The 25,806-nt window shown below is 32.4% G+C and carries 20 protein-coding genes; 19 read left to right on the top strand and 1 reads right to left on the bottom strand.

The features are described from left to right. Positions 1-180: 180 nt before the first annotated feature. From tsaE to DFQ11_RS06620, 7 genes are all read left to right on the top strand, one after another. The gene (gene tsaE / locus DFQ11_RS06595; RefSeq protein ID WP_110475075.1) at positions 181-594 is read left to right on the top strand and encodes a tRNA (adenosine(37)-N6)-threonylcarbamoyltransferase complex ATPase subunit type 1 TsaE; all 414 of its coding nucleotides are present in this window, start codon (positions 181-183) and stop codon (positions 592-594) included. A gap of 202 nt (positions 595-796) precedes the next feature. After that, positions 797-943, top strand: a complete 147-nt coding sequence (locus DFQ11_RS15260) for a hypothetical protein (RefSeq protein WP_189343002.1) — start codon at positions 797-799, stop codon at positions 941-943. Beyond that, a complete protein-coding gene (locus tag DFQ11_RS06600; RefSeq protein ID WP_229791260.1) occupies positions 906-1,439 on the top strand; it encodes a hypothetical protein in 534 nt (177 codons plus the stop codon). The genes DFQ11_RS15260 and DFQ11_RS06600 overlap by 38 nt, the downstream gene beginning before the upstream one ends. A gap of 109 nt (positions 1,440-1,548) precedes the next feature. After that, complete coding sequence (locus DFQ11_RS06605) at positions 1,549-2,748, top strand: alanine dehydrogenase (RefSeq protein WP_110475076.1); 1,200 nt, start codon at positions 1,549-1,551, stop codon at positions 2,746-2,748. A 45-nt stretch (positions 2,749-2,793) separates the two neighbouring features. Then, complete coding sequence (locus DFQ11_RS06610; protein ID WP_110475077.1) at positions 2,794-3,171, top strand: hypothetical protein; 378 nt, start codon at positions 2,794-2,796, stop codon at positions 3,169-3,171. 80 nt (positions 3,172-3,251) lie between these two features. Beyond that, positions 3,252-4,271 (top strand): NAD-dependent epimerase, encoded by a 1,020-nt coding sequence (locus DFQ11_RS06615; RefSeq protein ID WP_110475078.1) that lies wholly within the window; start codon positions 3,252-3,254, stop codon positions 4,269-4,271. 134 nt (positions 4,272-4,405) lie between these two features. After that, positions 4,406-5,785, top strand: a complete 1,380-nt coding sequence (locus DFQ11_RS06620; RefSeq protein ID WP_110475079.1) for a nucleotide sugar dehydrogenase — start codon at positions 4,406-4,408, stop codon at positions 5,783-5,785. A gap of 79 nt (positions 5,786-5,864) precedes the next feature. Here the strand turns inward: DFQ11_RS06620 and DFQ11_RS06625 are convergent, their stop codons facing one another. Continuing rightward, the gene (locus tag DFQ11_RS06625) at positions 5,865-11,087 is read right to left on the bottom strand and encodes an Ig-like domain-containing protein (protein WP_158524987.1); all 5,223 of its coding nucleotides are present in this window, start codon (positions 11,085-11,087) and stop codon (positions 5,865-5,867) included. Between the two features lie 565 nt (positions 11,088-11,652). Between DFQ11_RS06625 and DFQ11_RS06630 the strand changes: the two genes are divergently transcribed. From DFQ11_RS06630 to asnB, 12 genes are all read left to right on the top strand, one after another. After that, positions 11,653-12,642, top strand: coding sequence for a glycosyltransferase (locus DFQ11_RS06630; protein ID WP_110475081.1), 990 nt, complete (start codon positions 11,653-11,655; stop codon positions 12,640-12,642). Then, positions 12,635-14,167 (top strand): lipopolysaccharide biosynthesis protein, encoded by a 1,533-nt coding sequence (locus DFQ11_RS06635; RefSeq protein WP_110475082.1) that lies wholly within the window; start codon positions 12,635-12,637, stop codon positions 14,165-14,167. Before DFQ11_RS06630 ends, DFQ11_RS06635 begins: the two co-directional genes overlap by 8 nt. Next, positions 14,164-15,258: a glycosyltransferase family 4 protein gene (locus DFQ11_RS06640; RefSeq protein WP_110475083.1), complete on the top strand. Its 1,095-nt coding sequence runs from the start codon at positions 14,164-14,166 to the stop codon at positions 15,256-15,258. Before DFQ11_RS06635 ends, DFQ11_RS06640 begins: the two co-directional genes overlap by 4 nt. Further along, positions 15,251-16,465: a hypothetical protein gene (locus tag DFQ11_RS06645; protein WP_110475084.1), complete on the top strand. Its 1,215-nt coding sequence runs from the start codon at positions 15,251-15,253 to the stop codon at positions 16,463-16,465. The genes DFQ11_RS06640 and DFQ11_RS06645 overlap by 8 nt, the downstream gene beginning before the upstream one ends. Positions 16,466-16,652: 187 nt before the next feature. After that, entirely contained in the window at positions 16,653-18,086 is a 1,434-nt protein-coding gene (locus DFQ11_RS06650; RefSeq protein ID WP_110475085.1) for an MBOAT family O-acyltransferase, read from the top strand. 1 nt (position 18,087) lies between these two features. Then, the gene (locus tag DFQ11_RS06655) at positions 18,088-19,020 is read left to right on the top strand and encodes a hypothetical protein (RefSeq protein ID WP_110475086.1); all 933 of its coding nucleotides are present in this window, start codon (positions 18,088-18,090) and stop codon (positions 19,018-19,020) included. 22 nt (positions 19,021-19,042) lie between these two features. Further along, positions 19,043-19,624 (top strand): serine O-acetyltransferase, encoded by a 582-nt coding sequence (locus tag DFQ11_RS06660; protein ID WP_110475087.1) that lies wholly within the window; start codon positions 19,043-19,045, stop codon positions 19,622-19,624. Next, the gene (locus DFQ11_RS06665; RefSeq protein WP_110475088.1) at positions 19,617-20,552 is read left to right on the top strand and encodes an ATP-grasp fold amidoligase family protein; all 936 of its coding nucleotides are present in this window, start codon (positions 19,617-19,619) and stop codon (positions 20,550-20,552) included. Before DFQ11_RS06660 ends, DFQ11_RS06665 begins: the two co-directional genes overlap by 8 nt. Continuing rightward, complete coding sequence (locus tag DFQ11_RS06670; RefSeq protein WP_110475089.1) at positions 20,552-21,616, top strand: glycosyltransferase; 1,065 nt, start codon at positions 20,552-20,554, stop codon at positions 21,614-21,616. Before DFQ11_RS06665 ends, DFQ11_RS06670 begins: the two co-directional genes overlap by 1 nt. A gap of 48 nt (positions 21,617-21,664) precedes the next feature. Next, positions 21,665-22,711, top strand: coding sequence for a sugar-transfer associated ATP-grasp domain-containing protein (locus DFQ11_RS06675; protein ID WP_110475090.1), 1,047 nt, complete (start codon positions 21,665-21,667; stop codon positions 22,709-22,711). 22 nt (positions 22,712-22,733) lie between these two features. Continuing rightward, the gene (locus DFQ11_RS06680; protein WP_110475091.1) at positions 22,734-23,885 is read left to right on the top strand and encodes a glycosyltransferase; all 1,152 of its coding nucleotides are present in this window, start codon (positions 22,734-22,736) and stop codon (positions 23,883-23,885) included. A 15-nt stretch (positions 23,886-23,900) separates the two neighbouring features. Further along, on the top strand, positions 23,901-25,805 hold the full coding sequence (asnB, locus tag DFQ11_RS06685; protein ID WP_110475092.1) for an asparagine synthase (glutamine-hydrolyzing): 1,905 nt from the start codon (positions 23,901-23,903) through the stop codon (positions 25,803-25,805). Position 25,806: the final 1 nt, after the last annotated feature.

Below are 25,806 nucleotides of genomic sequence, written 5' to 3' on the forward strand. Positions count from 1 at the left end.
GGTTAATATAATCCTTGTCTAAGTTTTTAGACGGCAGTCTTTTTATTCACTATATAACAAAGGTAGTATTCTGCAGGAAAAACCTTTAAAGTGACACAAAAATCCGATGAAATACATCTTTTTTTAGGTTATCTCGACTTTTATTAGTAACATTGTCTGTGTAAATAATTAAAACAATTAGTGAAAGTACTTGAGTTTACTTATCATCTAGATGATATTGATGCTATTGCAGCAAAAGTTTTAGAAAATTTAACCTCTAAGATCGTCTGCTTTAATGGTGATATGGGAGCTGGCAAAACCACTTTTATCAATGCGTTATTAAAAACAATGCATGGTAAAGATAAGGCAACTAGTCCCACCTTTTCGATTGTGAACGAATATAGTATACCAAATGATAAAGTTTATCATTTTGATTTTTACAGAATAGAATCGATTGATGAAGTTTATAATTTTGGTATAGAAGATTATCTAAGTAGTGATCATTGGTTATTTATAGAGTGGTCTGAACGTATTGAGGATTTAATTCCAACTGAAGCTCAACACATAAATATATCAGTTTTAGGGCAAAGTGAGAGAATCCTTAGATTGATATAAACAAAATTATTTAACCGACAAAACAGCGTAACAGTAAGAAAGTTATAAAAAAAAGACTGATTTCCCTTTAAGAAGATTGTTGAATTACGGAAAAACCGTAATTAAAATTTCAAATTTCATTGGATTTTAACAATTCTTCATTTGTAAGCAGGTATCAATGCCTTTACATTTGTAGTATTAATTAATTAAATCCCTTTAAATTATGAAATCTAAAAAAACATTATTATTAGCAATTGCTATCTTCGGAGGAATGTTATTTACTGTACAAGCTACAAACATTATTGACTTAGATGGACAAACCACAATTCAAGTTGACAAAAGAAAACTTAAAGTCCCAACCTGGGGATAAAAAAGAATTTTATCGCAAAATATTAATTGGGAGTATCGCAGCTACAGTAGTAGGTGCGACTCCCTTTTTATTTTACCTATATGAATATGTTCCGAGCACAGAAAAATGGGACACTATTCTTGGTACCTATCATAGCAAACAATACGGTGATGCGAATGTTGCAATGTGGGTATTTTCAATGAAAATCATTCCATTAGTTTTATCACTGGTGTGGTTTTTCACTTGTAGACATTGGTGGTATCATGTTCTAATTATACCAATTACAATGTTCTCCTTCCAATGTATCGGAGCATTGAATGACGATGTCAGATTTATGGATGAGTTTCATATCCTATATCTTTTACCTATAATGGCTATTATTTTCCCTTCCATTTATCTTATAAGAGCTCAAATGTTCAACAAAATTAATAATGTTGATAAAACTCTAGAGGAGCTTGAAGAAGAATTTATGATCAAACCGAAAGGGGTTTGGGGTAAAGTAAAGCAGTATTTTTAGTAACTCTTATTTTTAAATTATTTTTCGTACTTTGAAGTAAGTTTTCGATAGCCTTTTATATAGTCTATTTTGCTATATTGCATTGGTAATATTAACGTAAATAACTTCAATGAGTATATCTCTGTCACCATTCACCAAAGCCCAATTATTACCTCAAGAAGAAACCTTAGAGATTCTTAAACAAAAAGGAGAGCTTTTTATTGGGATTCCTAAAGAAACTCATTTTCAAGAACGTCGTGTTTGTTTAACACCCGACGCCGTTTCAGCCTTAACGGCAAATGGTCATCGTGTATTATTTGAATCAGGCGCAGGCGAAGGTGCTAATTTTAAAGATAAAACTTATAGTGAAGCTGGAGCTGAAGTAACCAAAGACACAGCCAAGGTCTTCTCCTGCCCTATCATACTAAAAGTTGAACCACCATCTTTAGATGAGATTAAACTAATAAACCCCCAAACCCTATTAATTTCTGCGCTTCAAATAAAAACTCAAAAGAAATCTTATTTCGAAGCATTGGCTAAAAAACGAATAACAGCTTTAGCTTTTGAATATATAAAAGATGAAGATGGCCAATATCCTGCCGTAAGCTCTTTAAGTGAAATCGCAGGAACAGCCTCCATATTAATTGCATCTGAGATAATGTCTAACGTTAACGGTGGAAATGGGTTAATGATGGGAAATATAAATGGTGTACCACCAACAGAAGTTGTTATTTTGGGTGCGGGAACAGTTGGCGAATTTGCCGCTCGTTCTGCTTTAGGCTTAGGTGCTAACATAAAAGTTTTTGACAGTTCAATAACTAAATTACGTCGTCTACAAACTAATTTAGGTCAAAATATTTATACGTCGACCATGCAACCAAAAAACCTTTTAAAAGCCTTAAAACGTTGCGATGTTGCTATAGGTGCTGTTAGAGGAACAAATCGTGCTCCAGTTATAGTTACTGAAACAATGGTAGATCATATGAAAGCTGGATCTGTGGTAATTGATGTGAGTATAGATATGGGTGGTTGTTTTGAAACAAGCGAAGTTACATCTCATGACCGTCCAACTTTTGACCATAATGGCGTTGTTCATTACTGTGTTCCTAATATTCCTGCACGTTATTCTAGAACGGCTTCAGTTTCAATAAGCAACATCTTTACACCTTACTTATTAGAAATTGGAGAGTATGGTGGGATAGAAAATGCGCTTCGATTTGATAGAGGTTTAAAAAATGGGTTGTATTTTTACCACGGCATTCTAACCAATAAATCTGTTGCAGAATGGTTTGGTTTGAATTATAATGATGCCAACTTATTGATTTTTTAATTCCTTCCTAATGATACTTAATCGTATAGGAGCATATTTATTACTATGAAATTTATACATCGTTTAGGCTACTATCTTGGTGGTTTTGCCCTTGGCATTATATTCCTTTTGTTTTTTTTAAATGGAAAAGATGCATCCTGTGATTATGGGCCTAATGCTAGAACAGTAAAAAATATTAATTCTAAACCTATCGAATATTCCGATAAAGCCTCAGAATTTATAACGGACCATACGTTAGACTCACTCACTATTAAAAATTTAATTAAGTTCGGTAGTGTAGATTTTTCTAAGAGCAAAACAAAATTAGATTCTTGCAAAGTATATCATATAGATAATATTTATAAAGAGCGAGATATGGAATTAACCATTAAAAATTGTGACTCTATAGCAACTCTTCTCGAAATAAAGTATAAGGCGGTCTGATTTTTTGGATTTTAAAAGATAAAGTTTAGAAGTTCCATTCTGATTTTACATCTTTGATAACAATAAGTAAAACAACTTAAATGAAAATATTAGTTACAGGAGCGGCAGGATTTATAGGCTTTTATACTTCTAAAGTTCTCATTTCAAAAAGACATGAAGTTATTGGTTTAGATAACATTAACGACTACTACGATGTTAACCTAAAATATGCAAGGCTAAATGAATTAGGTATCAGTAAAGAGGAAGCTTCTGAGTTCAATAGTCTTTGTAAGAGTAATTCTAACGATTTTAAATTTGTAAGAATGAATTTAGAAGACCGTGTCGAACTTCCTAAATTATTCGAGAAAGAAAAGTTTGATATTGTATGCAATCTTGCGGCACAAGCAGGGGTTAGATACAGTCTTGAAAGTCCTGAAACATATGTAGATTCCAACTTAGTTGGCTTTTTGAATATATTAGAATGTTGTAGAAATTTTAATATTAAACATTTAGTATATGCAAGTAGCTCTAGCGTGTATGGTTTGAATAAAAAAATTCCGTTCTCTACAGATGATAATGTGGACCATCCAATTAGTTTATACGCTGCAACTAAAAAAAGTAATGAACTGATGGCCCATACTTATAGTCATCTTTTTAATATTCCAACGACAGGACTGCGCTTTTTTACCGTATATGGCCCTTGGGGCAGACCTGATATGGCAATGTTTTTATTTACAGATGCCATAGTAAACAATAGGCCGATAAAGGTCTTTAACCATGGTCAAATGGAACGTGACTTTACGTATATAGATGATATTGTAGAAGGTGTGGTTAGAATTATTGAAAAACCTACTAACACTAGAGTAAACACTAAATCTCTTTATAAAATATATAATATTGGAAATAACAATTCGGTAAAATTATTAGATTTTATTAATGAGATTGAACTCAATCTAGATAAAGTAGCTGAAAAACAAATGTTGCCCATGCAACCAGGAGATGTTGAACGAACTTGGGCAGACGTAGATGAGCTAATTAAAGATTACGATTACCAACCTAATACATCAATAAAACACGGAGTTAAGTCGTTTATTGATTGGTACAAAAACTATTATAACTAAAACTTTCTGTTTTCATCATTAGATTGAATCTTATCCTAAAAAAAGACCGTTAATATAAAATATTATCTGAATTGAATTAATTTCTTCACATTTGCTGTCGTATTAAAATTTGATTCGTACCAAAAGAAAAAAACATGAAAATTACAAAGATTTGTTGCATAGGAGCTGGTTATGTCGGTGGACCTACAATGGCTGTTATAGCAAAAAAGAATCCAAATATACAAGTTACAATTGTTGATATAAATGAAGAGCGTATTGCTGCTTGGAATGATGAAGATTTATCTAAACTCCCTATATACGAACCAGGTTTAGCTGAAATAGTTGGAGAAACAAGAAACAAAAATCTTTTCTTTTCTACAGAAATAGATAAAGCGATACAGGAATCTGAAATGATTTTTATTTCGGTGAACACTCCAACTAAAACTTACGGAAAAGGAAAAGGGATGGCTGCCGACTTAAAATATGTGGAACTTTGTGCTAGAAATATTGCAGAAGTTGCCACAACCAATAAAATTGTTGTTGAAAAATCTACCCTACCAGTAAGAACAGCTCAAGCCATTAAAAGTATTTTACACAATACAGGTAGTGATGTGAAATTCGACATACTGTCCAACCCAGAATTTTTAGCCGAAGGAACTGCGATTCAAGATTTATTAAATCCAGATAGAGTATTAATCGGAGGTGAATCTGAATCGGCTATAGATTGTTTGGCTAATATTTACGGAAGTTGGGTTCCACAAGAAAGAATTTTAAGAACTAATGTTTGGTCTTCCGAGCTGTCTAAATTAACGGCAAATGCATTTTTAGCTCAAAGAATTTCATCTATTAATGCTATTTCAGAATTATGCGAGCATACGGAAGCGAATGTAAATGAAGTTGCAAAAGCTATAGGCATGGATTCAAGAATTGGTCCTAAATTCTTAAATGCTTCAATTGGTTTTGGTGGTTCTTGCTTCCAAAAAGACATCTTAAACCTCGTTTATATAGCTAGAAGTTACAATCTACATGCGGTAGCTGATTATTGGGAACAAGTAATAATTTTAAACGATCATCAAAAACGTCGTTTTTCAGACAAGTTAATTAGTACCTTATACAATACGGTTTCTGGCAAAAAAATCGCCATGTTAGGATGGGCTTTTAAGAAAGACACAAATGACACGAGAGAATCAGCAGCTATCTATGTTGCGGATCATTTATTAAATGAACAGGCCAATATTGCCGTATATGATCCAAAAGTAAATGGTGAAAAGGTTCAATCTGATTTAAACTACTTAAAGACTAGGTCTAAGGAAGAAAATGAAGAAATGGTAATATCTTATAACGATCCTTATGAAACTACAAAAGATGCCCACGCTGTAGCTATCATGACCGAATGGGATGAGTTTAAAACTTATGATTGGAAAAAGATTTACGACCAGATGAAAAAACCAGCTTTCATTTTTGATGGTAGAAATATCCTAAATAAGGATGAAATGACGAAAATAGGATTTGAATATTCTTCTATAGGCCAATAATTTATTGATCTATTAGAACAATAAAAAAAGCGTCAAGATCATATGATTTTGACGCTTTTTACTTTACTATCTATTTAACTTATTCAACAATTAATTTTTTAGTAATATCTCGACCTTGATCAATAATTTTTACAAAATACACACCTGCTTGAAGCGAGCTAATATCCATTTGTGTTGTCGTACTAATATTTAAACTTTCGTTGGATATTCTATTCTCTATTATTAATTTTCCTGTTACATCATATATTAATACCTGAGACTCATTCTGAGTACCTGATAACTTAATATTTACAATGTTTGATGCAGGATTAGGATAAATATCCATCGTGAATTCTACACGTTCATCATTAGGGTTATATGGGTCATTCGGATTAATTACTTGATCTGTACAATTAGAATCTACCTCAACCACGACTGAATCTTCATCAAAATCTAAAGAATTAAATACCGTTACAGTATACTCCGTAGTCTCAGTCGGAGACACATGAATAGTTGCTGTAGTTTCACCTGTACTCCAAACATATTCATCTCCACCAGTTGCTGTTAAGGCCGTCGTTTCGTTTAAACAAATCTGAACATCACTTCCTGCATCAGCTACAACTGGTTGAAGAACCTTAACCTTAACTTGCTTTTCATCGTAACAGTTTCCAATAAAACCTTTTACAGAATAGATTGTCGTTACCGAAGGACTTACTGCAATATTAGGTTGTGTTGCTCCATTATTCCATTCATACGTATTTGCTCCTGAAACAGATAAGGTTACAAAATCCCCATTAAGAATTTCAATTTCCTCTCCATTGGCAATCGTGATACTTGGACTAGGATCAACATAAACGATTACATCTGCCGAGTCTGACTGATCGCCTTGTGATACTGTAACTGTATAAGTAGTTGTTGAAAGCGGACTCACCACGATACTTTGAGTGGTCTTTCCGGTACTCCATAAATAACTATCTCCTTCGCTAGCCGTTAACACCACTTCATTTTCAAGATTATCACAAACATGTTGATCTGGTCCCGCTGAAGCTTGGAATAAAGACGAAACTGACACGGTCACCTCTACTGTACTTTCACATCCAAATGCAGAAGTTCCAGTAACACTATAAGTTGTTGTTTCAGTAGGACTAACTTCGATTGTATTTGAAGTTTCTCCTGTGCTCCATAAATAAGTTGCAGCACCATTAGCAATAAGATTAGTACTTTCACCTTCAGTTATAGTAACATTATCACTTAGAGTTAAACTAGGCGATTCATTAACCGTAACCGTAACACTATCAGAATCTGAATTCCCATAGTCATCAGTCACAGTAACCGTATACGTTGTTGTTTCAGTAGGTGTGACGATAAGCGATGATCCTGTATCACCTGTATTCCAAGAATAGTTAACTCCTCCCGAAGCATTTAAAGTAACTGTATGCCCATTACAGATTGAAACATCCTCTCCTGCATTTGCAAGAAGTTGTGGAACTACAGTAACCGTTACCTCAGCCGAACTTTCACATCCAAATTCTGAAGATCCAGTAACACTATAAGTTGTTGTTTCAGTAGGACTAACTTCGATTGTATTTGAAGTTTCTCCTGTGCTCCATAAATAAGTTGCAGCACCATTAGCAATAAGATTAGTACTTTCACCTTCAGTTATAGTAACATTATCACTTAGAGTTAAACTAGGTGATTCATTAACCGTAACCGTAACGCTATCAGAATCTGAATTCCCATAGTCATCAGTAGCCGTAACCATATACGTTGTTGTTTCAGTAGGTGTGACGGTAAGCGATGCTCCTGTATCACCTGTATTCCAAGAATAGTTAACTCCTCCCGAAGCATTTAAAGTAACTGTTTCCCCATTACAGATTGAAACATCTTCTCCTGCGTTTGCAAGAAGTTGTGGAATTACAGTAACCGTTACTTCTGCGGAGCTTTCACACCCATTAGTAGTATAACCAATCACTGAATAAGTAGTAGTTTCAGAAGGACTAACTTCGATTGAGTTTGAAGTTTCACCTGTACTCCATAAATACGACTCTGCTCCTGACACTTCTAATAGTGTCGAATTTCCTGTTACAATTGCAAGGTCTTCACTAATTGTTAAATTAGAACTCTGAGTAACGTAAACTGTTACGTCATCTGTATCTGAACATGAATTAGAAAACACCTCAACACTATAAATCGTATCTTCTGAAGGGCTTACAGAAATAGAAGCGGTTGTAGCACCTGTACTCCACAAGTAAGAATCACCACCTTCTGCTATTAATATAACAGACTCTCCTTCACATACTATTTGATCTTCTCCTGCGTAAGCAGTTGGTGGAGAATCTACTGTAACTGTTACTTCGTCCGAATCAGAATTCCCATAGTCGTCTGTAACGGTAACTGTATAAGTTGTTGTAACTTCTGGAGTCACTTCTATGCTCGCTGTCGTTTCACCAGTATTCCAAACGTAACCTGTTCCTCCACTAGCTGTTAATATTGCACTTTCGCCAACACAAACAGAAACATCTTGACCAGCATTTGCTACTAATTCATCAACAACAATTACGGTTACTTCTGCCGTACTCTGACAACCATTCTCCGAAAAGCCAGTCACCACATAGGTCGTTGTCTCTGCTGGGCTTACCGAAATTTCAGCGGTAGTTTCGCCAGAACTCCAAGAGTAAGATACCCCTCCGTTTGCGGAAAGACTCACCGAGTTACCTTGAATAACATAAACATCTTCACTAACTGTAATATTTGGCGATTCATTAACGAAAACTGTCACACTATCGGAATCTGAATTACCATATTCATCTTCAACAGTAACTGTGTATGTCGTAGTAATCGTAGGGCTAACTACTAGTTCAAATCCTGAATCTTCAGTATCCCAAACATAAGTAGTTCCTCCAGTGGCCGTTAAAGTATAACTCTCTCCACTACAAATAGTAGCATCTTCACCTGCATTAGCAGTAACACCAGGTACTACCGTTACAGTAACACTCTCATTAGTAACACATCCATTAACATTTGTAGAACTTACTGAATATATTGTTGTAACATTCGGGCTTACCGTTATAGTTTCAGATGTTTCACCTGTACTCCATTCGTAATTATCACCACCACTAACACTTAATGTAGTCGATTCACCATCTACAATTACCTGATCTTCAGAAATAGTAATATTTGGTGATTCATTAACATAAACAGTAACTTGATCTGCACTAGAACAATTGTTAGAACTAACTTCAACACTATAAGTTGTCTCAACATTAGGACTTACCTCAATTGAAGCGGTTGTCTCTCCCGTGTTCCATAAATAAGAGTCACCCCCTGAAGCTGTAAGAATGATTGATTCACCTAGACAAATAGATTGATCTGCACCTGCAGCAGCTACGGGTAAAGAATTAACCGTTATGGTAACTTCAGCATCTTCAGACTGACCAAAGACATCTGAAACGGTAACTATATAAGTCGTAGTTGTATCAGGTGTTACCTCAATAGTTTCAGTAGTTTCGCCTGTACTCCAAACATAACCTGTCCCTCCACTTGCAGTAAGAGTAGCGCTTTCGCCTTGACAGATTTGTTGGTCAGTACCTGCGCTCGCTTGGAGCGCTTCAGGAAAAACTGTTATTTGAGAGGTATCTGTAAATCCACCATCGGCACTCGTAAAAGTAATTGTCACCTCACCAGGTCCAATTGCTGTTACTAATCCATTTGAATCTACGGTTGCTATAGTATTGTCACTAGTACTCCACACACCATTTTGGTTTGTCGCATTTGCTGGAGTAAAAGTAGCTGTTAATTGAATTGTTTCAGTTGGTTGCAGTTCTGCACTGTCCGGAGTTACTTCTATGCTTTCGACAGAAACTACCTCGTTACTAGTATTAGCATAATCCACTTGATTTAAATACTCTTCTAGCCAGGTATATCCGCTAGGTGCAATATCATTATGATCTTGACCTTCTGGTACGTTTGCTTGAAACCAAATTTCTGGGATATGTGGGTTTGAGACGTAAAAATTGTCTGGTCTTGATTCGCTAGGCATTGTGTTTACTAAATTTTCTGCTAATGCCTCATAACTACTTTGTGGTACATAGTCCTGCTCGATATCATTAATAGCCTTTTCGATTAACTGAGCATCTAAATTATCTCTAAAATATTGAACATTTCCATTATTATCAATATATTCACTAGCTCCTACTTTTGGAAATAGTTCAGTTTTTAACTGAGAGCTAGACAAAATTGGAACTTCTCGTCCTATTATAGGTAATCTGTTATTTACAAACCATTCAGGTTTTACTGGGTCAGGACTAACGGTTGAGTTAGGAAATTGGTACCATGCTTTTTCTGGGTTAGCAGGATAACCAGTTGGTTTAGCATCTTCATCTATATAGTTGTCTTCATCCCATATTTTGGGGTTCATAGATGAATTAGTTGTAATTCCTATAAAAGCTTTATCGGTTCTATCTGAAAGTCTAGTAGCCTTACCACCTTGGTAATAATTTCCAATCATGTTTATCTCAGAGTCCCATCCGTTAACTCTAGTTGTCCTAGTAGACCAATTGTATATAAAATTATTTATAATGTCCATCGTTACCTCACCGCCAGAATTGGGGGTTCGATACCTAACATCACTAAAAACATTTCGCAAAACTGAAATATCGGAGATCTCCTGCACTCCTTGTCTACCGCATAATATCCCTCGATCACTATCACCGAATAAATTATTTTGAAAAGTTGACACTCCAACTTCTCCATTAGACGTCGGACTCCCTCCTCCAGTATTCATTCCTTTTGAATAAGCAAATGAACACCTATCAACAATAAAATTTATAGAGTATCCATTGGATAACTGTGTTTGGTTTGATCTCTCTCCATTAACTTGATTCTTGTACCCATTTCTAAAACGAATACCTCGATAAATATAATTTTCAACATCTCTATGAACGATTGGGTAACCGATAATTGTTATACCTCCGTATGGAGCTGAAAAACCATTAACTGTAAAATTCCCAGCACCGGAACCTCCACTAGCAGGTCCTATTATTTGAATTTTAGATTGTAATTGAATAACTCCAGATACATCGAAAACAATATATCTATTTTCTGAGTATGCTGTTAATGCTTCTCTAAGACTGCCTGGTCCGCTGTCATTCAAATTCGTTACATGAATAACCGTGCCACCCCGACCACCTGTAATATGTGCAGCGGCTCCATAAGCAGAAGGGAATGCCAATTGTTGTGCTGATACGATTTGATTTAAGAATAAAAATATGAAGAGCATAAATAGGGTAACTCTCCATTGAATAGGTTTAATTAAGTAAGTCATAAGGAAATAAAAGTTTATTAGTAATTTGGGGACATGCATTTAAGCACAGATGCTAATTTAAAAAAGTATACGCTAATTTAAAGACAAGAGGCGATAAATTTCGATGTAACGCATTGATTTGTAAGAATTTCCAATCTATTTATGAGTTTTAATGTATTCATTTTTCATGTAGTTAATTAGTTTATAAAAAAAAGCCGATTAAATGCATATTAATCTGTTCTAAGTACGTAATACGTCTAGATTTAGACTTTTAAACTAACAGATTTAACCTTTTGCCGTAATTTACTACATAGCTAATTCTGAATTAGACTTCTTTATAAATTCATAATCAACATTTTAGAGATCCCAATGCAGTTTGTCGATACTTTTAGAATTATATATAATTAGAGTGGATTTCATCGCAAAAAACCTTTACTTGTCATAAATATTATGTTTTCTATAAAAAATAATCCTGTTTTGTAAAGGACAACTCTTATTCTATAGACTATAGTGAAAACCATAATCAAAATATTGTGGTTATTGTTCTAATTATAAGTATTTTAATAAATTATTCTAAATCAATTAAATGGACATTCTAATATCTGTTATAGTTCCTGTATACAATGTGGAGCAATACCTAGAAAGATGTATACAGTCTATCATTAATCAAACTTATGACCATCTAGAAATTTTACTAGTAAATGATGGCTCTACAGATCGTAGTGGTGCTATTTGTGACAATTTTGAACAGAAGGATAAGAGAATTAAAGTTTTTCATATAGAGAATGGAGGTTCAAGTATTGCAAGAAATCATGGTTTGAGAGAGAGTAAAGGCGACTATATTGGCTTTGTTGATAGTGATGATTGGATTCGCCCAGAAATGTATGAAGAACTACTTAATTTTGCCATCACAAATAACCTAAAGGTTGTTGAAATAGGTTCTAAAAATATGCATCTAGCAGACAGTCAAAACCTAAATGATACATCTGTTAATGCCACTATTGAAGATAAGGCAACCGCCTTAAAAAGAATAATTAAACATAAACGATTCGCTGTTTGGAGACGCTTATATCATCATTCAATAGTTAAGGATCGCTTTTTTATAGAAGGAATTCTTCATCAGGACGTCTATTATACATTAGATATAATTAATGAGATTCCGCAGTTAGGATACATTGAAAATGCATATTATATATATAATGTACAAAACCCTAAGAGTGTTATAAGAAGCAATTATTCTTTAATTAAGTTAAAATCTATACGTGCAGCTAGTTATGTTGTAGAGCATACACAACAGTATTCTAAAGAAATACAAGATATAGCGAAACACTATTTATTTGATTTTTTATCCTATCATTACGATGCTTTGTATCTTAACTCTTATCTTGATAAAGAAGGTAAATATCGTAGAAATATTCGCGAAACTATAAAACAAAATTATAGTCATAAAAATTTTCATTTTTACGGGTATGCAATTATACTATTACCCCCATTATTTTACAAATTATTCTTAATCACTAATAAAAACAGAATAAAAATCCAATCTAAAATCTATCAAATAATTAAAAATGTCTAGAGTTAATCATGCTATAAAAAACATGAAGTTTAGCATGTTTTTTTATCTAATATTTTTAGTCTTACAATTTGTTTCTCGAAAATTATTCTTAGATAATTTAGGTGATGAGTTTATGGGGCTGTCTAGTACACTCCGCAGTTTTCTTAGTTTCCTAAATCTAGCTGAATTAGGCATTGGAGCTGCCGTTGGTTTTAGTTTATATAAGCCTATATTTAATAAGGAGTATGAGCGAATTAATGAATTAATCAGCTTATTTGGACATTTATATAAAAAAATAGGTTCATTCATCTTAATGGCGGGTCTTATCTTATCTGCATTTTTTCCTGTCATTTTCGATGACCTTAACGCATCATTATCTATAGTTTACTACACCTACTACACCTTCCTTTTAGGAATGTGTTTAAACTTTTTTTTTAATTATCATATTTTATTGCTTCAAGCCGATCAGAAAGATTATGTGATCACTTCAAGTTCGCAGTCTATAAACTTACTTAAAATTATCGTACAATGTGTTATAGTATATTATTTTGAAAGTATATACGGCTGGATTACTTTGGAATTACTGTATTATATTATAAACAGTTATATCCTTAGAAAAAAGGTTAAAGAATTTTATCCCTGGTTACATATTAATCAAAAAACCACCAATTCTATTTTAAAGAGCAATCCTGAAATCATTAAAAAAGTAAAACAAATCTCTTTCCATAAATTGGGTGCTTTTGTTACCGGCGGTACAGACAAAATATTAATTTTCTCCTTTATAAGTATTGAAAGTGTTGCCTTTTTTGCTAACTACGAAATGTTATTCAGTCGATTATTACAATTTGTAAATACAGCTTTTGCTGGTACGGCGGCAGGCATTGGTAATTTAGTTGCAGAAAACAATAAGGATAACATAAATAAAGTATTTTGGGAAATGATGTCACTTCGATTTTATATAGGTGGAATTGCAATTATTGTATTGTATTTTGTTACTGAACCATTTATAATCGTTTGGCTCGGTGAAAAGTATATTTTAAATAATTACGTCTTATCCTTATTTTTAACAAATATGTTTATTATGCAAATTAGAATTCCAGTCGATCATTTCAAGGATGCCTATGGTTTGTATCAAGATGTTTGGGCACCCGTAATCCAAAGTTTAATAAATCTCGGATCTTCAATAATTCTATTGCAATACTTTGACTTAGCAGGTATTTTAATGGGGACAACAATTGCTTTTTCAATTGTAATTTTGATGTGGCGCCCTTACTTCCTCTATAAACATGGTTTTAAGGTAACTGTATGGCGTTATTGGAAAGGTTTTTTTATATTAATACTATCATTTGTTGTACCTTTTTATCTATGTTTTCTGCTGCAGAAGCATATAACACTCACTAACAATAACTTATGGGGTTTAATTGTATATGCACTAAAAATTACAAGTTTAGCATTTGCAATTTATACACCATTTATTTACGCCTTAAACTCAGGTTTTAGACATGTTACAAAACGATTGTTAAGTCTTATAAAAATGAAAAAATGAAATTAGATTTTGTTATATCGTCATTAGGTGGTGGAGGTGCTGAACGGGTTCTTGCATTAATGGTGAATAGTTTAGCTAAAGATAAAAAATATCAAATAAGAGTCATTACTTTTTTTGACCGAGAAGGAGAGTACCAACTCAACCCTCGAGTAAAAAGAGTAAAACTAAAACCTAGCAGTGTTATACCAAGTCATACGCTGAGAAGTATTATTGGTTTAAGTCGATATTATAAAACAAAGTCTAATAGACCCGATATAATCATATCATTTGTCACTCTCACTAACCTAATAACCATAGTAGTAGCTAAAATGTTTAAAATAAAAATTATTGCTCAAGAGCATAATTCATATTTGAGATTTATGGAAGGTCGAGAACGAATTACAAATTTCACAAAAAAACATATTTATAAACGAGCGGATGTCTTAACTGTTCTAACCTCTTTCGATATAGAATTTTATAAAAATTATGGGGTAAATGTAAAGGTTCTACCCAATCCTTGTAGTTTTCATGCTATTAGTGTTAATAATCATGAAAGGGAAAAAACAATATTAGCCGCAGGAAATTTGAATCGGTATCATCATAAAGGCTTCGATAATTTAATTAAATTAATTGCACCCGTATTACTAGCATATCCTAATTGGCGATTAAAAATTGCAGGTTCTGGAAATGAAGGTTTACAATATTTAAAAATCCTAGCTCAGGAAAATAAGATTTTAGATAGGGTTATTTTCACCGGTTTTATAGATAACATTGCAGAGGTTATGTATAAATCCTCGATTTTTATTTTAGCATCACGATATGAAGGTTTACCTATGGTACTGCTTGAGGCTATGTCTCAAGGTATGGCATGCATATCTTTTGATTGTAAAACTGGGCCATCGGATATAATTGATAATGATATAAATGGCTTACTTATAGAGGATCAGAATATGCTAGAAATGCGAAAAGGTTTAGACAAACTTATAAATGATAATGAATTAAGGAAAAAGCTTTCTGATAACGGCATTAAATCCCTTAATAAATATCAAATTTCAGCAATTACAGAAAGATATGACGCCATGTTTACTGAACTTAACCGACACCATGAATAAAATAATTGTATTTATTTGTTTTTACTTTCCTTTATTTAGTAGTTGCCTCCAGCTCCAAGGAATTGTATCCAAGTTTATTTCTCCAAATATAGCGCAACTGTTTGCGTATGGCAATCTTACACTGATTATTATAGGTGTAGTACTATTTAAGGATAAAGTAGAAACTTTGTCTAAAACTAATAAACTTTGGTTTGTCTTTTATTTTATGTACTATTCTTTTGCGATTTTGGCCACCGGGATTAATGGTGTTAGATCTTCTATAATTGCCACATTAGTGCCCCTCATTTATTTCATCGGCTTTTTTTTCCTTCTAAGCAACAAAGAACAATTTCGACTATTCTTTAAAGTTATAACAGTGAGTTTTGTGATTTCCTCTTTTCTCACCATAATTTTATTCAAAATAAATTTCAGTTTAGGTGGCTCAGGTCAATTTGCAACTTTTGATTTAGATCGAGCTGGAGGTGTCTATGGTGACGCTAACAATGCAGCTTTAGCTAATATTATTGCTTTTATATTATTTCATAAACTCTACTATCCATCAAAACCAATATATAGATTAATTAAAATGTTAATCCTTGCTATAATTTTTTATAGCTTATTCTTAACCTTTTCCACAACTGGTTTGTTTGTATTTACCATTATATTGTTTCTTACAAACTACAAGTTTTTTACGGGAATTAGACTTATTTTATTTGGAGTCGTAATTGTTTTATTTTATATGGGGGTATTCGCATTAAAATCCCAAACTAAAGACTTAAATTTATCAGACGCCCAAATTTATAAAATTGACAATATTATAAATGTATTAACCTTAAACTTGGACAAAGTAGACAGCTCCGGAAGAGATGATTTATTGATAAATGTTTTATATTACCTCTATGAAAGTCCATTCATTGGGAATGGTGTAGATTTCGCAGTTTCCATGAAAGGACATAATACCTATGTTGGAATCTGGGTTGATGCTGGTGTTTTTACTTTCCTGTTTTTTGTATTTATGCTTTGTTATTATCTCGCTAAAACTTTTACTTTAAATATGCAAATTCGCTATTTTGCTCTGTCGCTTTTAATAGCCTTGTACATTTTTATGATTAGTTTACAGACGGTTATAAACCAACCTTATTTAGTAGTATTATTCATATTTGTTGGTTACATTATAGATTATAGAAAATCAAATGATGGGCAGTTAGATTTTTTATATCGTAAATAAATTTTGAGATATAAGAAATAGTCAAAACCTACGATAGCATTATAAACCGATGGTTATACTAATTTCATGACAGTTAAAGTAAATTATTAACTATTCATAGAGTAATTTTGATTATTAGATAATTATATAACATATTTACTATTCTAAATACCTCTTGGGCAATACCTCAATCGAACTATGCACCAATATGTTTTTTAACTCAATAGAATTCTTTATTTTTTTGCCTATCGTATTCAGTCTATACTGGCTCATCGGTGCAAAAAATATAAAATCCCAAAACTTTCTTATTGTTTTAGCTAGTTATGTTTTCTATGGATGGTGGGATTGGAGGTTTCTTTCCCTAATACTATTTAGCTCAATTGTTGATTATTCTATCGGTTTGGCATTAGACAAGCAGAATAAGTCATCTTATAGAAAAACACTATTATGGATTAGTATAAGCGTAAATCTTGGGTTTCTAGGTTTTTTCAAATATTACAACTTCTTTATTGATAGCTTAAGAGATTCTTTTACATTTTTTGGAGCGGATTTAAACATCTCGACATTAAATATAATTCTACCGGTAGGCATTAGTTTTTATACCTTTCAAACATTAAGCTATACCATTGATGTTTTCAATAAAAAATTGAAACCCACTAAAGATATTGTGGGATTCATGGCGTTTGTAAGTTTCTTTCCACAACTAGTTGCTGGTCCTATTGAGCGCGCGACAAATTTACTGCCACAATTTTCGATTGAACGTAAATTTGTTTACCGTGACGCTGTTAACGGTCTTCGACAGATCCTTTGGGGTCTTTTTAAGAAAATTGTTATTGCTGATAACTGTGCTAAATATGCCAATTTGATATTTAATAATCATACGGATTATAATGGCAGTACCCTCCTATTAGGTGCGTTTTTCTTTGCCTTCCAAATCTATGGTGATTTTTCAGGCTATTCTGATATTGCTATTGGAATTTCAAGATTATTTGGCTTTAATTTAAAGAGAAATTTTGCGTATCCTTATTTTTCTCGAGACATTGCTGAATTCTGGAGACGCTGGCATATCTCCCTATCAACTTGGTTTAGAGATTACCTATACATTCCATTAGGAGGAAGCAAAGGCGGCCTTAAAATGAAAATAAGAAATACTTTTATCATATTCATTGTAAGTGGTTTATGGCATGGTGCTAATTGGACTTTTATCATATGGGGAGCCTTAAATGCCTTTTATTTTTTACCTCTTTTATTGACAAATAGAAATAGAGTGAATACCGATTTGATTGCTCAAGGAAATTATTTTCCAAGCCTTAAGGAAGCAAGTCAAATGTTCTTAACATTTTTGTTGACAACCATAGCTTGGGTTTTTTTTAGAGCTGACTCTGTCGGTCATGCTATTTCCTATTTACAGCATATATTTTCTTCCTCATTATTCTTTAAATTTGAAATATTTCCTAGCACCATTCTAATACTGGTGATGTTCTTTTTAATTACTGAGTGGTTGGGAAGAAGCGGAAACTATGCACTAGAAAAAATTGACTTTTTGTTTAAACCTCTACGTTGGGCCTTTTATATCTTGTTAATTATACTAATGTTCAGTTTTACCGGAGAAGAGCAACAATTTATATATTTTCAGTTTTAATATGAAAAAGTTTATAATTAATATAATTATCTTTTTTCTCATAGCCCTAGTTTTTGGTGAAGTGGTGGTGCGGATGACGCATGCTACATCTGATATACCACGAAGAACAATTGATAAATTTGGTATTCAAAAATATTATCCTAATCAGACAGGTTATTGGCAAGGTGGAAGTCATCAATGGATGATTAACAAATTAGGTTGGCCTGGTCAACTTCCGAATTCATATGATAATCTTATTGCAATTGTTGGAGACTCCTTCATTGAAAACTTTATGAATCCAAGCGCCTGTCATCAATCCTTCATTTTAAAAAAAGAAATGCCAGCTTATAACTTTTTAGAAGCAGCAAGGTCAGGAGTCACACTTATTGAATCATTGGAAATTAGTAAACATATAGACACATTAAATCCTAAAACAATTTTAATTCATACTGGTAGTAGTGATATTTATGAAAGCATATCTGAGATTAAATATCAAACGGATGTTACTCAATTAAGTACTGATGATAAAGTATTACAACGAGGTAAATTAAAATCACCTGGTTTGAAAAAAGTATTGTACTCTTGGAAACTTCTCTATTATTTCTACAATAGATTTCCATTAAATTTAACTATAAATTCTACTAAATCCACTGAAAATAGAACAATTGTGAGGAGTAAATTTGAAATTCATGAAACTAGAGTAAGAATTCTTCTGGATTATATAAAAGATCATTATAATTTAGATAATAAGATTTTTGTGTTTAAGCCAAGCAGTGAAAAAGATTTGGTTGACATGTTTAAATCTTTAGGTTTAAATACAATTATACTAGATTCATCAGAAGAATCGAGTTGGACTTTTGATTATGACTCACATTGGACGTGTTACGGTCATGAGAGGGTTGCAAACCAGATTAAATTAGCTCTAATTCGTGATTTTCCAAATCTAATTAATTAATTTATTTATTACATGTTACTGAATGATACGCAATAAAAAAGAATATAAGCAATATTTAAAACGCGACAGACTTGCTCTAGAGATTTATAATGATGGAATCATAAATAAACTTAAAAATTTATTTTTTCCTAACCCTATCTGGACATTTCAAAAACGAATGCGAAAACTAGAGTATTATACCAATTGCAAAAACTATGGTTTATATAAACTCTATATTTATTACCTTAAGTATCGTTACCGAAAAATATCAATAAAATTAAATTTTTCCATTCCGATCAATGTTTTCGGCCCAGGCTTATCAATTGTCCATTATGGAACTATTGTTATTAACTTCACCTCAAGAGTTGGTGCTAATTGCAGAATGCATGCCTGTGTGAACATTGGTGCATCTGGTGGTGAGGTTCAAGGGCCCCAACTTGGAGATAATGTATATATAGCTCCTGGAGCCAAAATATACGGAAATATTTCGATTCCAAACAACACCGCTATAGGTGCCAACGCTGTGGTTAATAAATCATTTAGTGAAGAGAACACCATAATTGCCGGAATTCCAGCAAAGGTAATTGGTAAAGTAGATATAAAGAAAATTATAAAATATGTATAACCGAGAAGGAAAGAATATTAGAGACAGAATCTCGGACATTTATAGAGAATCTGATTGGGGTTATTATTTATTGAGACCGTTTTATTTGCTGTACACCTTGGGGCTTAAAATAATTCCTGATAAGTTTATTATAAAAAGTAGCTTTAAAAAGCATATGGGGTACACTTTGGATCTTGATAATCCACAAACATTAAATGAAAAAATTAATTGGCTTAAACTCTATGATAGAGATGAACTACATACACTAGTTGCGGATAAGTATAAAGTGAGAGCTTATGTTGAGAAAAAGATTGGCGCAAAATACCTCATTCCCCTACTTTATCAAACAAAAGATTCGAATAATATAAGACCTGAAAACCTACCTGACAATAATTATATAATTAAGACTAACCACGATAGTTCTGGAGGGGTAATTGTTAGAGAGTCATCCGAGATAGATTGGAATTCGACTAGAAAACGATTTAAAAGGTTACTAAAAGAAAATCATTACTATAGCACCATTGAATGGCAATATAAGAATATTGAACCAAGAATTATTGTCGAAAAATTACTTACCAATGATGACGGTAGCATACCAGACGACTATAAGTGTCATTGCTTTAACGGTAAATTAGAGTTCGTAATGATAGATTTTGATCGTCATACCAATAAACGCACTCGTAATTTATACGATTCGAATTGGAACTTAATACCTTGTAATTGGGGACGCCCTTATGGCAGAGATGTACCAAGACCTGAAAATTTTGAAGAGTTAAAATTTCTAGCAGAAACCTTAGCAAAAGATTTCAAATATGTAAGGGTGGACTTCTATTTGGTTAAAGGCCATATATATTTTGGTGAGATAACCTTTCATCATGCTTCAGGGTTTCAAAAATTTTATACGGATGAATGCGATTATAAATTCGGCCAACTGCTAAATTTAGACTAATGGAAGATAAAATTAAAGTATTCTTTATTTTACCAACTCTTTCAGCTGGCGGGGCGGAGCGTGTGATATCTTTCGTTGCTCAAAATATTGATGATGCAAAATTTGATGTGCGTTTAATAATTATCGGGTTTGAGAAAGACAACAAATATAGAATTAATGGAATAAATGTCACTTACTTAAATAAATCCCGTACTTTAAATGGTGTTTTTGATATATGTAAAATAATCCTATTAAATAAGCCACAAGTTGTTATAAGTTCCATATCGAATTTAAACGTTATGATGGGGCTTATATCTGTATTATTTCCACGAACAATATTTATAGGTAGACACACATTTATTTTAAAGGAAGCCAAGAATAGTAATAAATCGACTTTTCAATCAATTTTTGATTATTGGGACTTTGGAAATAAAAATTTAGATTATTTTATATGTCAATCTGAAGATATGAAACAAGGGCTTATCAATGTATATGGTATCCATAAAGATAAAATTACAGTAATCAATAATCCTATAACAGAGACTACATTTTTTAAAGCAAATCAGTCACAACATAAAATTAAAAAATACATTACTGTAGGTAGATTAAGCCGACTCAAAGGTCATATAAGAATATTAGAAATACTTAACAAAGTAAATTTTCCATTTCATTATACCATAATTGGTGACGGAGATTTTTTTAACGACATAGTAGCTAAGGTGCATGAACTGGGCTTAGAGGAAAAGGTCGAATTTATAAATTACACTGAGAATGTATCTCAGTACTTAATTGAACACGATATGTTTTTGCAAGGATCCTATTCTGAAGGATTTCCAAATGCTTTATTGGAAAGTTGTTCCGTAGGTACACCCGCTATAGCTTTTGATGTTCCGGGTGGCACGAAAGAAATAATTGAACATGAAGTTAATGGTTTTTTGGTAAACACGCCGGATGAATTTTTGGAATGTTTGCATGATCAGCGAATTTGGAACCCAGAAACCGTAAGAGACTCCGTTTATAAAAAATTTAATAAAGATAACATCATTCGCGATTATGAGCAATTCTTATCCAAGGTTTTAAACTAATCTGATATGATTGAATCTCATTGCAAATTCTAATCTTAATCTTCTAAAATGAGCATAAAAAAGTTAGCTAAAAACATCCTTAACAAAGGTCAAACCTATATTTACCACAAGGAGCAAAACGAAGAAGCTAAAAGAATACTGAAAATCGTAGAGACCGAAGGCAATAGACTTGACCCTTATATTAGAAATATTTGTAACGAATATTCTCTTGATGTATTTGGGGATAAAAAATATGCGCCTTGGCTATATGTTTACAGCGCATACGCTAGAGAATTTAAAGAAGGATGGATTCCGGATAATTTTTATGGAGAATATGTTGTACCAAATTTGAAGGGTGAGTATGGTAAACTATGTGATAGAAATGCCATTATAAATAAAATATTAAAAAGAACTGACTCGTTAGATATTGGTTATTACGTGAATCGATTATTTTTAAATGCACAACATGAAATTATGCATGAAACAAAATTAAAAGATATACTTTTCGCAAAAAACGATAAAATTGTTTATAAAATTGAGAATTCATTACAAGGAAAAGGAGTGTATTTTTTCAACGAGAAGTCCTTTGACATAAATACAATTAAAAAGTTAGGGAATGGAGTTTTCCAAGAATATATAGAACAACATCCCTTTTTTGCGGAGTTTCATAAGACGTCAGTTGCAACAATTCGTCTTACATCAACGTGTGATGATTATGGAAATATTAATGTTAAAGCAGGCTATTTAAGATTTGGACGAGGAAATGATACACATGTAATATCTAATCGACAAATGAGAATACCGATCGAAATTAATACAGGTAAACTTTTTGGAACAGCTTTTTTTCCAAAATCTCAAAGCACACAGCACTTACCAGGTAATACTATGGAATTTTCTGGAAGATCATTACCAGCATTTGAGGATTGTTTAACCGTAGTTAAAAGGCTACATAATCATATTCCATTCATTAGATGTATTGGTTGGGATATAATTTTAGACAAATATAATAAGGTTAAAATAATAGAGCTAAATGGAGGACATAATGGAATCAGCTTTAATGAAATGGTACAAGGTCCATGTTTTAAAGGCTTAGGATGGGAAAAGCTAATCAAATAACTTTATCTTTTTTTTATAAACTATGCTAACAGAATCTAAAACCAAAATAAGTATACTTTGCACCTCTTTAGGAAGTGGTGGTGCTCAAAAAGTTATAAGCCTACTTCTACATAGGCTAATCCATGATTATAATGTAACGTTAGTCTTGTTTTATAATACTATCCACTTCCCTATTCCCGATGAAGTAAATGTTATAGCTTTAAATGAAGAAGGCAAAAACAATACTCACTTCATGAAATTAGTAGACTTGTTTAAGTTTATTCGAACTTACAATCGAATTATTAAACAAGAAGACATTTCTATTTCAATATCTTTCCTAGCCTTTCCTAATCTTGTTAATGGAGTAATATCAACGCGTAATAAAGAATTAAAAACTATTATTAGCGAACGTGGCTTTCCTTCTGACAACACTACTAGCAAACTATCTTATTATATTTCTAAACTCTCCTACCCTGTTTTTTATAATAAATGTGATAAACTGTTTTCAAACTCAATTCATATCAACAAAGATTTAAAGGATAACTTCGGGATAACGATTCCCATGGAGGTCATATATAATCCTATAGAAATACCTAAAAAACTGATTGATCCCAAAGAGTTAATCACTACTGACAAGCATTTAAACATAATTACTGCTGGAACCTTAAATACGAGAAAAAATCAAATTATGATTATTCGAGCTTTAAATGAGAACAACACAAATGATAAGCTTACTATTTTAGGGGAAGGCCATTTATTGGGCTATCTAACCAATGAAATTGCCAAGCGTAAATTAACTAATCAAGTTTTCCTTGAAGGAAATGTGAAAAATGTTAATTCTTACTTATTACAAAGCAATTGCTTCGTTCTTTCATCTTTTACAGAAGGATTCCCAAATGCCTTAATGGAAGCCATGGCTATTGGGCTGCCCTGTATATCTACAAATTGTCTTTCTGGCCCATTAGAACTATTAAATGATAATGAAGACATTGAACTGACGGATGGAGATTTTTACATAGGTAAATATGGACTATTGGTTAATAATGATGACCATATAGGTTTAAGTAAAGCCTTGGAGTTCTTTAGAAATAATCCTACAGAACGAGAAAGATTCAGTGCATTAAGCTTACAAAAAGCCTCAGAATATCAACTAGATAGCATATATTCGAGGTTTAAAACATTTATACAACTCTAAATCATATATCAATTAATGTGTGGAATCAACGGCATTATAACCAAAACTAATAGGAAAAAAGATATAATTACAAATGTCTTAATTACTATGAATAATCTCATTACTCATAGAGGTCCAGATGATGATGGATTGTTTTCCGAAGAAAACGAACAGTTTTCGATTGGCATGGCAATGCGACGATTATCCATAATTGATTTAGAATCCGGTAAACAACCTATTATTTCTGATGATAATCAAATAGTGATTGTATTTAATGGAGAAATTTATAACTATAAAAGAATAAAATCTAAACTTGAATCTGAAGGTATGACTTTCAGCACATCAAGTGACACTGAAGTGATATTAAAAGCATATGAAAAGTATGGAACACAATCATTTCAGTGGCTGGATGGTATGTATGCTTTTAGTATTTATGATAAAAATATTAACAAACTCTATATTGCTCGAGACTTCTTTGGTGAAAAACCATTGTATTACACTCATACCAATAACGAATTTATATGGGCTTCAGAATTAAAATCTATTATAAAAACTATAGATTTCACTCCTAATATTTCAAAAAAAGGACTCAACCTTTATTTTAGGTTGACATATATTCCTGCTCCGCATACAATTTACGAAAACATACTTAAGTTGGAAGCCAATCACTATATTGAATATAATTTAGCCTCTCACACCTCAACGATTCATAAAATAAACGCTGAAATAAAACCTCAAGCTTCAAACATTTCTTTTAAAGACGCTAAAGCTAAGACTAAAGAACTTGTTTATAATAGTGTTAATAGTAGATCCATTGCAGACGTAGGCTTAGGAACATTTTTATCCGGAGGTGTAGATTCTTCAATTATTTCACTTTGTCTTTCGCAAGCTACAGATAAGAAAATTGATACTTTTTCTATAGGGTTTAAAAAGGCATCTTATGATGAGACGGATAAATCTAGAGTGGTTGCAAAAATGATAAATAGTAATCACCACGAGTTTATTATAGATGAAGATGATCTTAAAAATAATATTCACGAAATTTTAGTCAATTTTGATGAACCATTTTCTGATACGGCATCTCTACCAACGCATTTACTTTCCGAAAAAACTAAAGAACACGTTACAGTAGCATTAACCGGTGATGGTGGAGACGAAGTTTTTGGCGGGTATAATAAATACTATATTGGTAAGATGAATAATAGGTACACTAGCTTAATACCTAAAGTACTTCATAAATCAATATTAAGTTTAAGCAACAAACACCTTATTAATAAAGATGATGCTCGAGGGAAAAAATTCCAAATAAATAAACTTTTAAATGCTATTAACTATGAAGGCAACTTTTATTGGGATATTATTTCATTAGCAAATACAAATAATCAATTGAAGGAAATCATGTCTCCTGATTATTATGACAAGTCTATTTTCGAAGAATACAAAGAAACACTAGGCAAACAAAAAATAAAAACACTAACCGACTTTAGACTTGTAGATAAAATACTTAGTTTAGAAGGAGGCATGCTAGTTAAAGTAGATAGAACTAGTATGATGAACTCATTAGAATGCAGAGCTCCTTTCTTAAATAGAGAAATTTGGGAGTTTGCAAATACTTTACCAGAAAACTATTTAATGAAAGGTTGGAACAAAAAACATATTCTAAAAGAAGCTTTTAGAGATCAGTTCCCTACAGGGTTTTTAGAAAAAAGTAAAAGTGGATTTGGCTCACCAACGGGAGATTGGTTAAGACAAAGTTTAAGAAAAGAACTTGAAAGCTACGTAGAACCAAATTTATTAAAATCACAAGGCTTATTTAATATAGAAGTAATTACCAAATTAGTTAAAGACCATCTAGATAGCAAAAAAGATAGTACTTTTAGAGTTTGGTCATTTTATTGTTTTCAAAAGTGGTATAAGTTCAATTACCTTAATAAAAATTAAA

This window comes from Winogradskyella epiphytica (assembly GCF_003217215.1).
GTDB classification, from domain to species: domain Bacteria; phylum Bacteroidota; class Bacteroidia; order Flavobacteriales; family Flavobacteriaceae; genus Winogradskyella; species Winogradskyella epiphytica.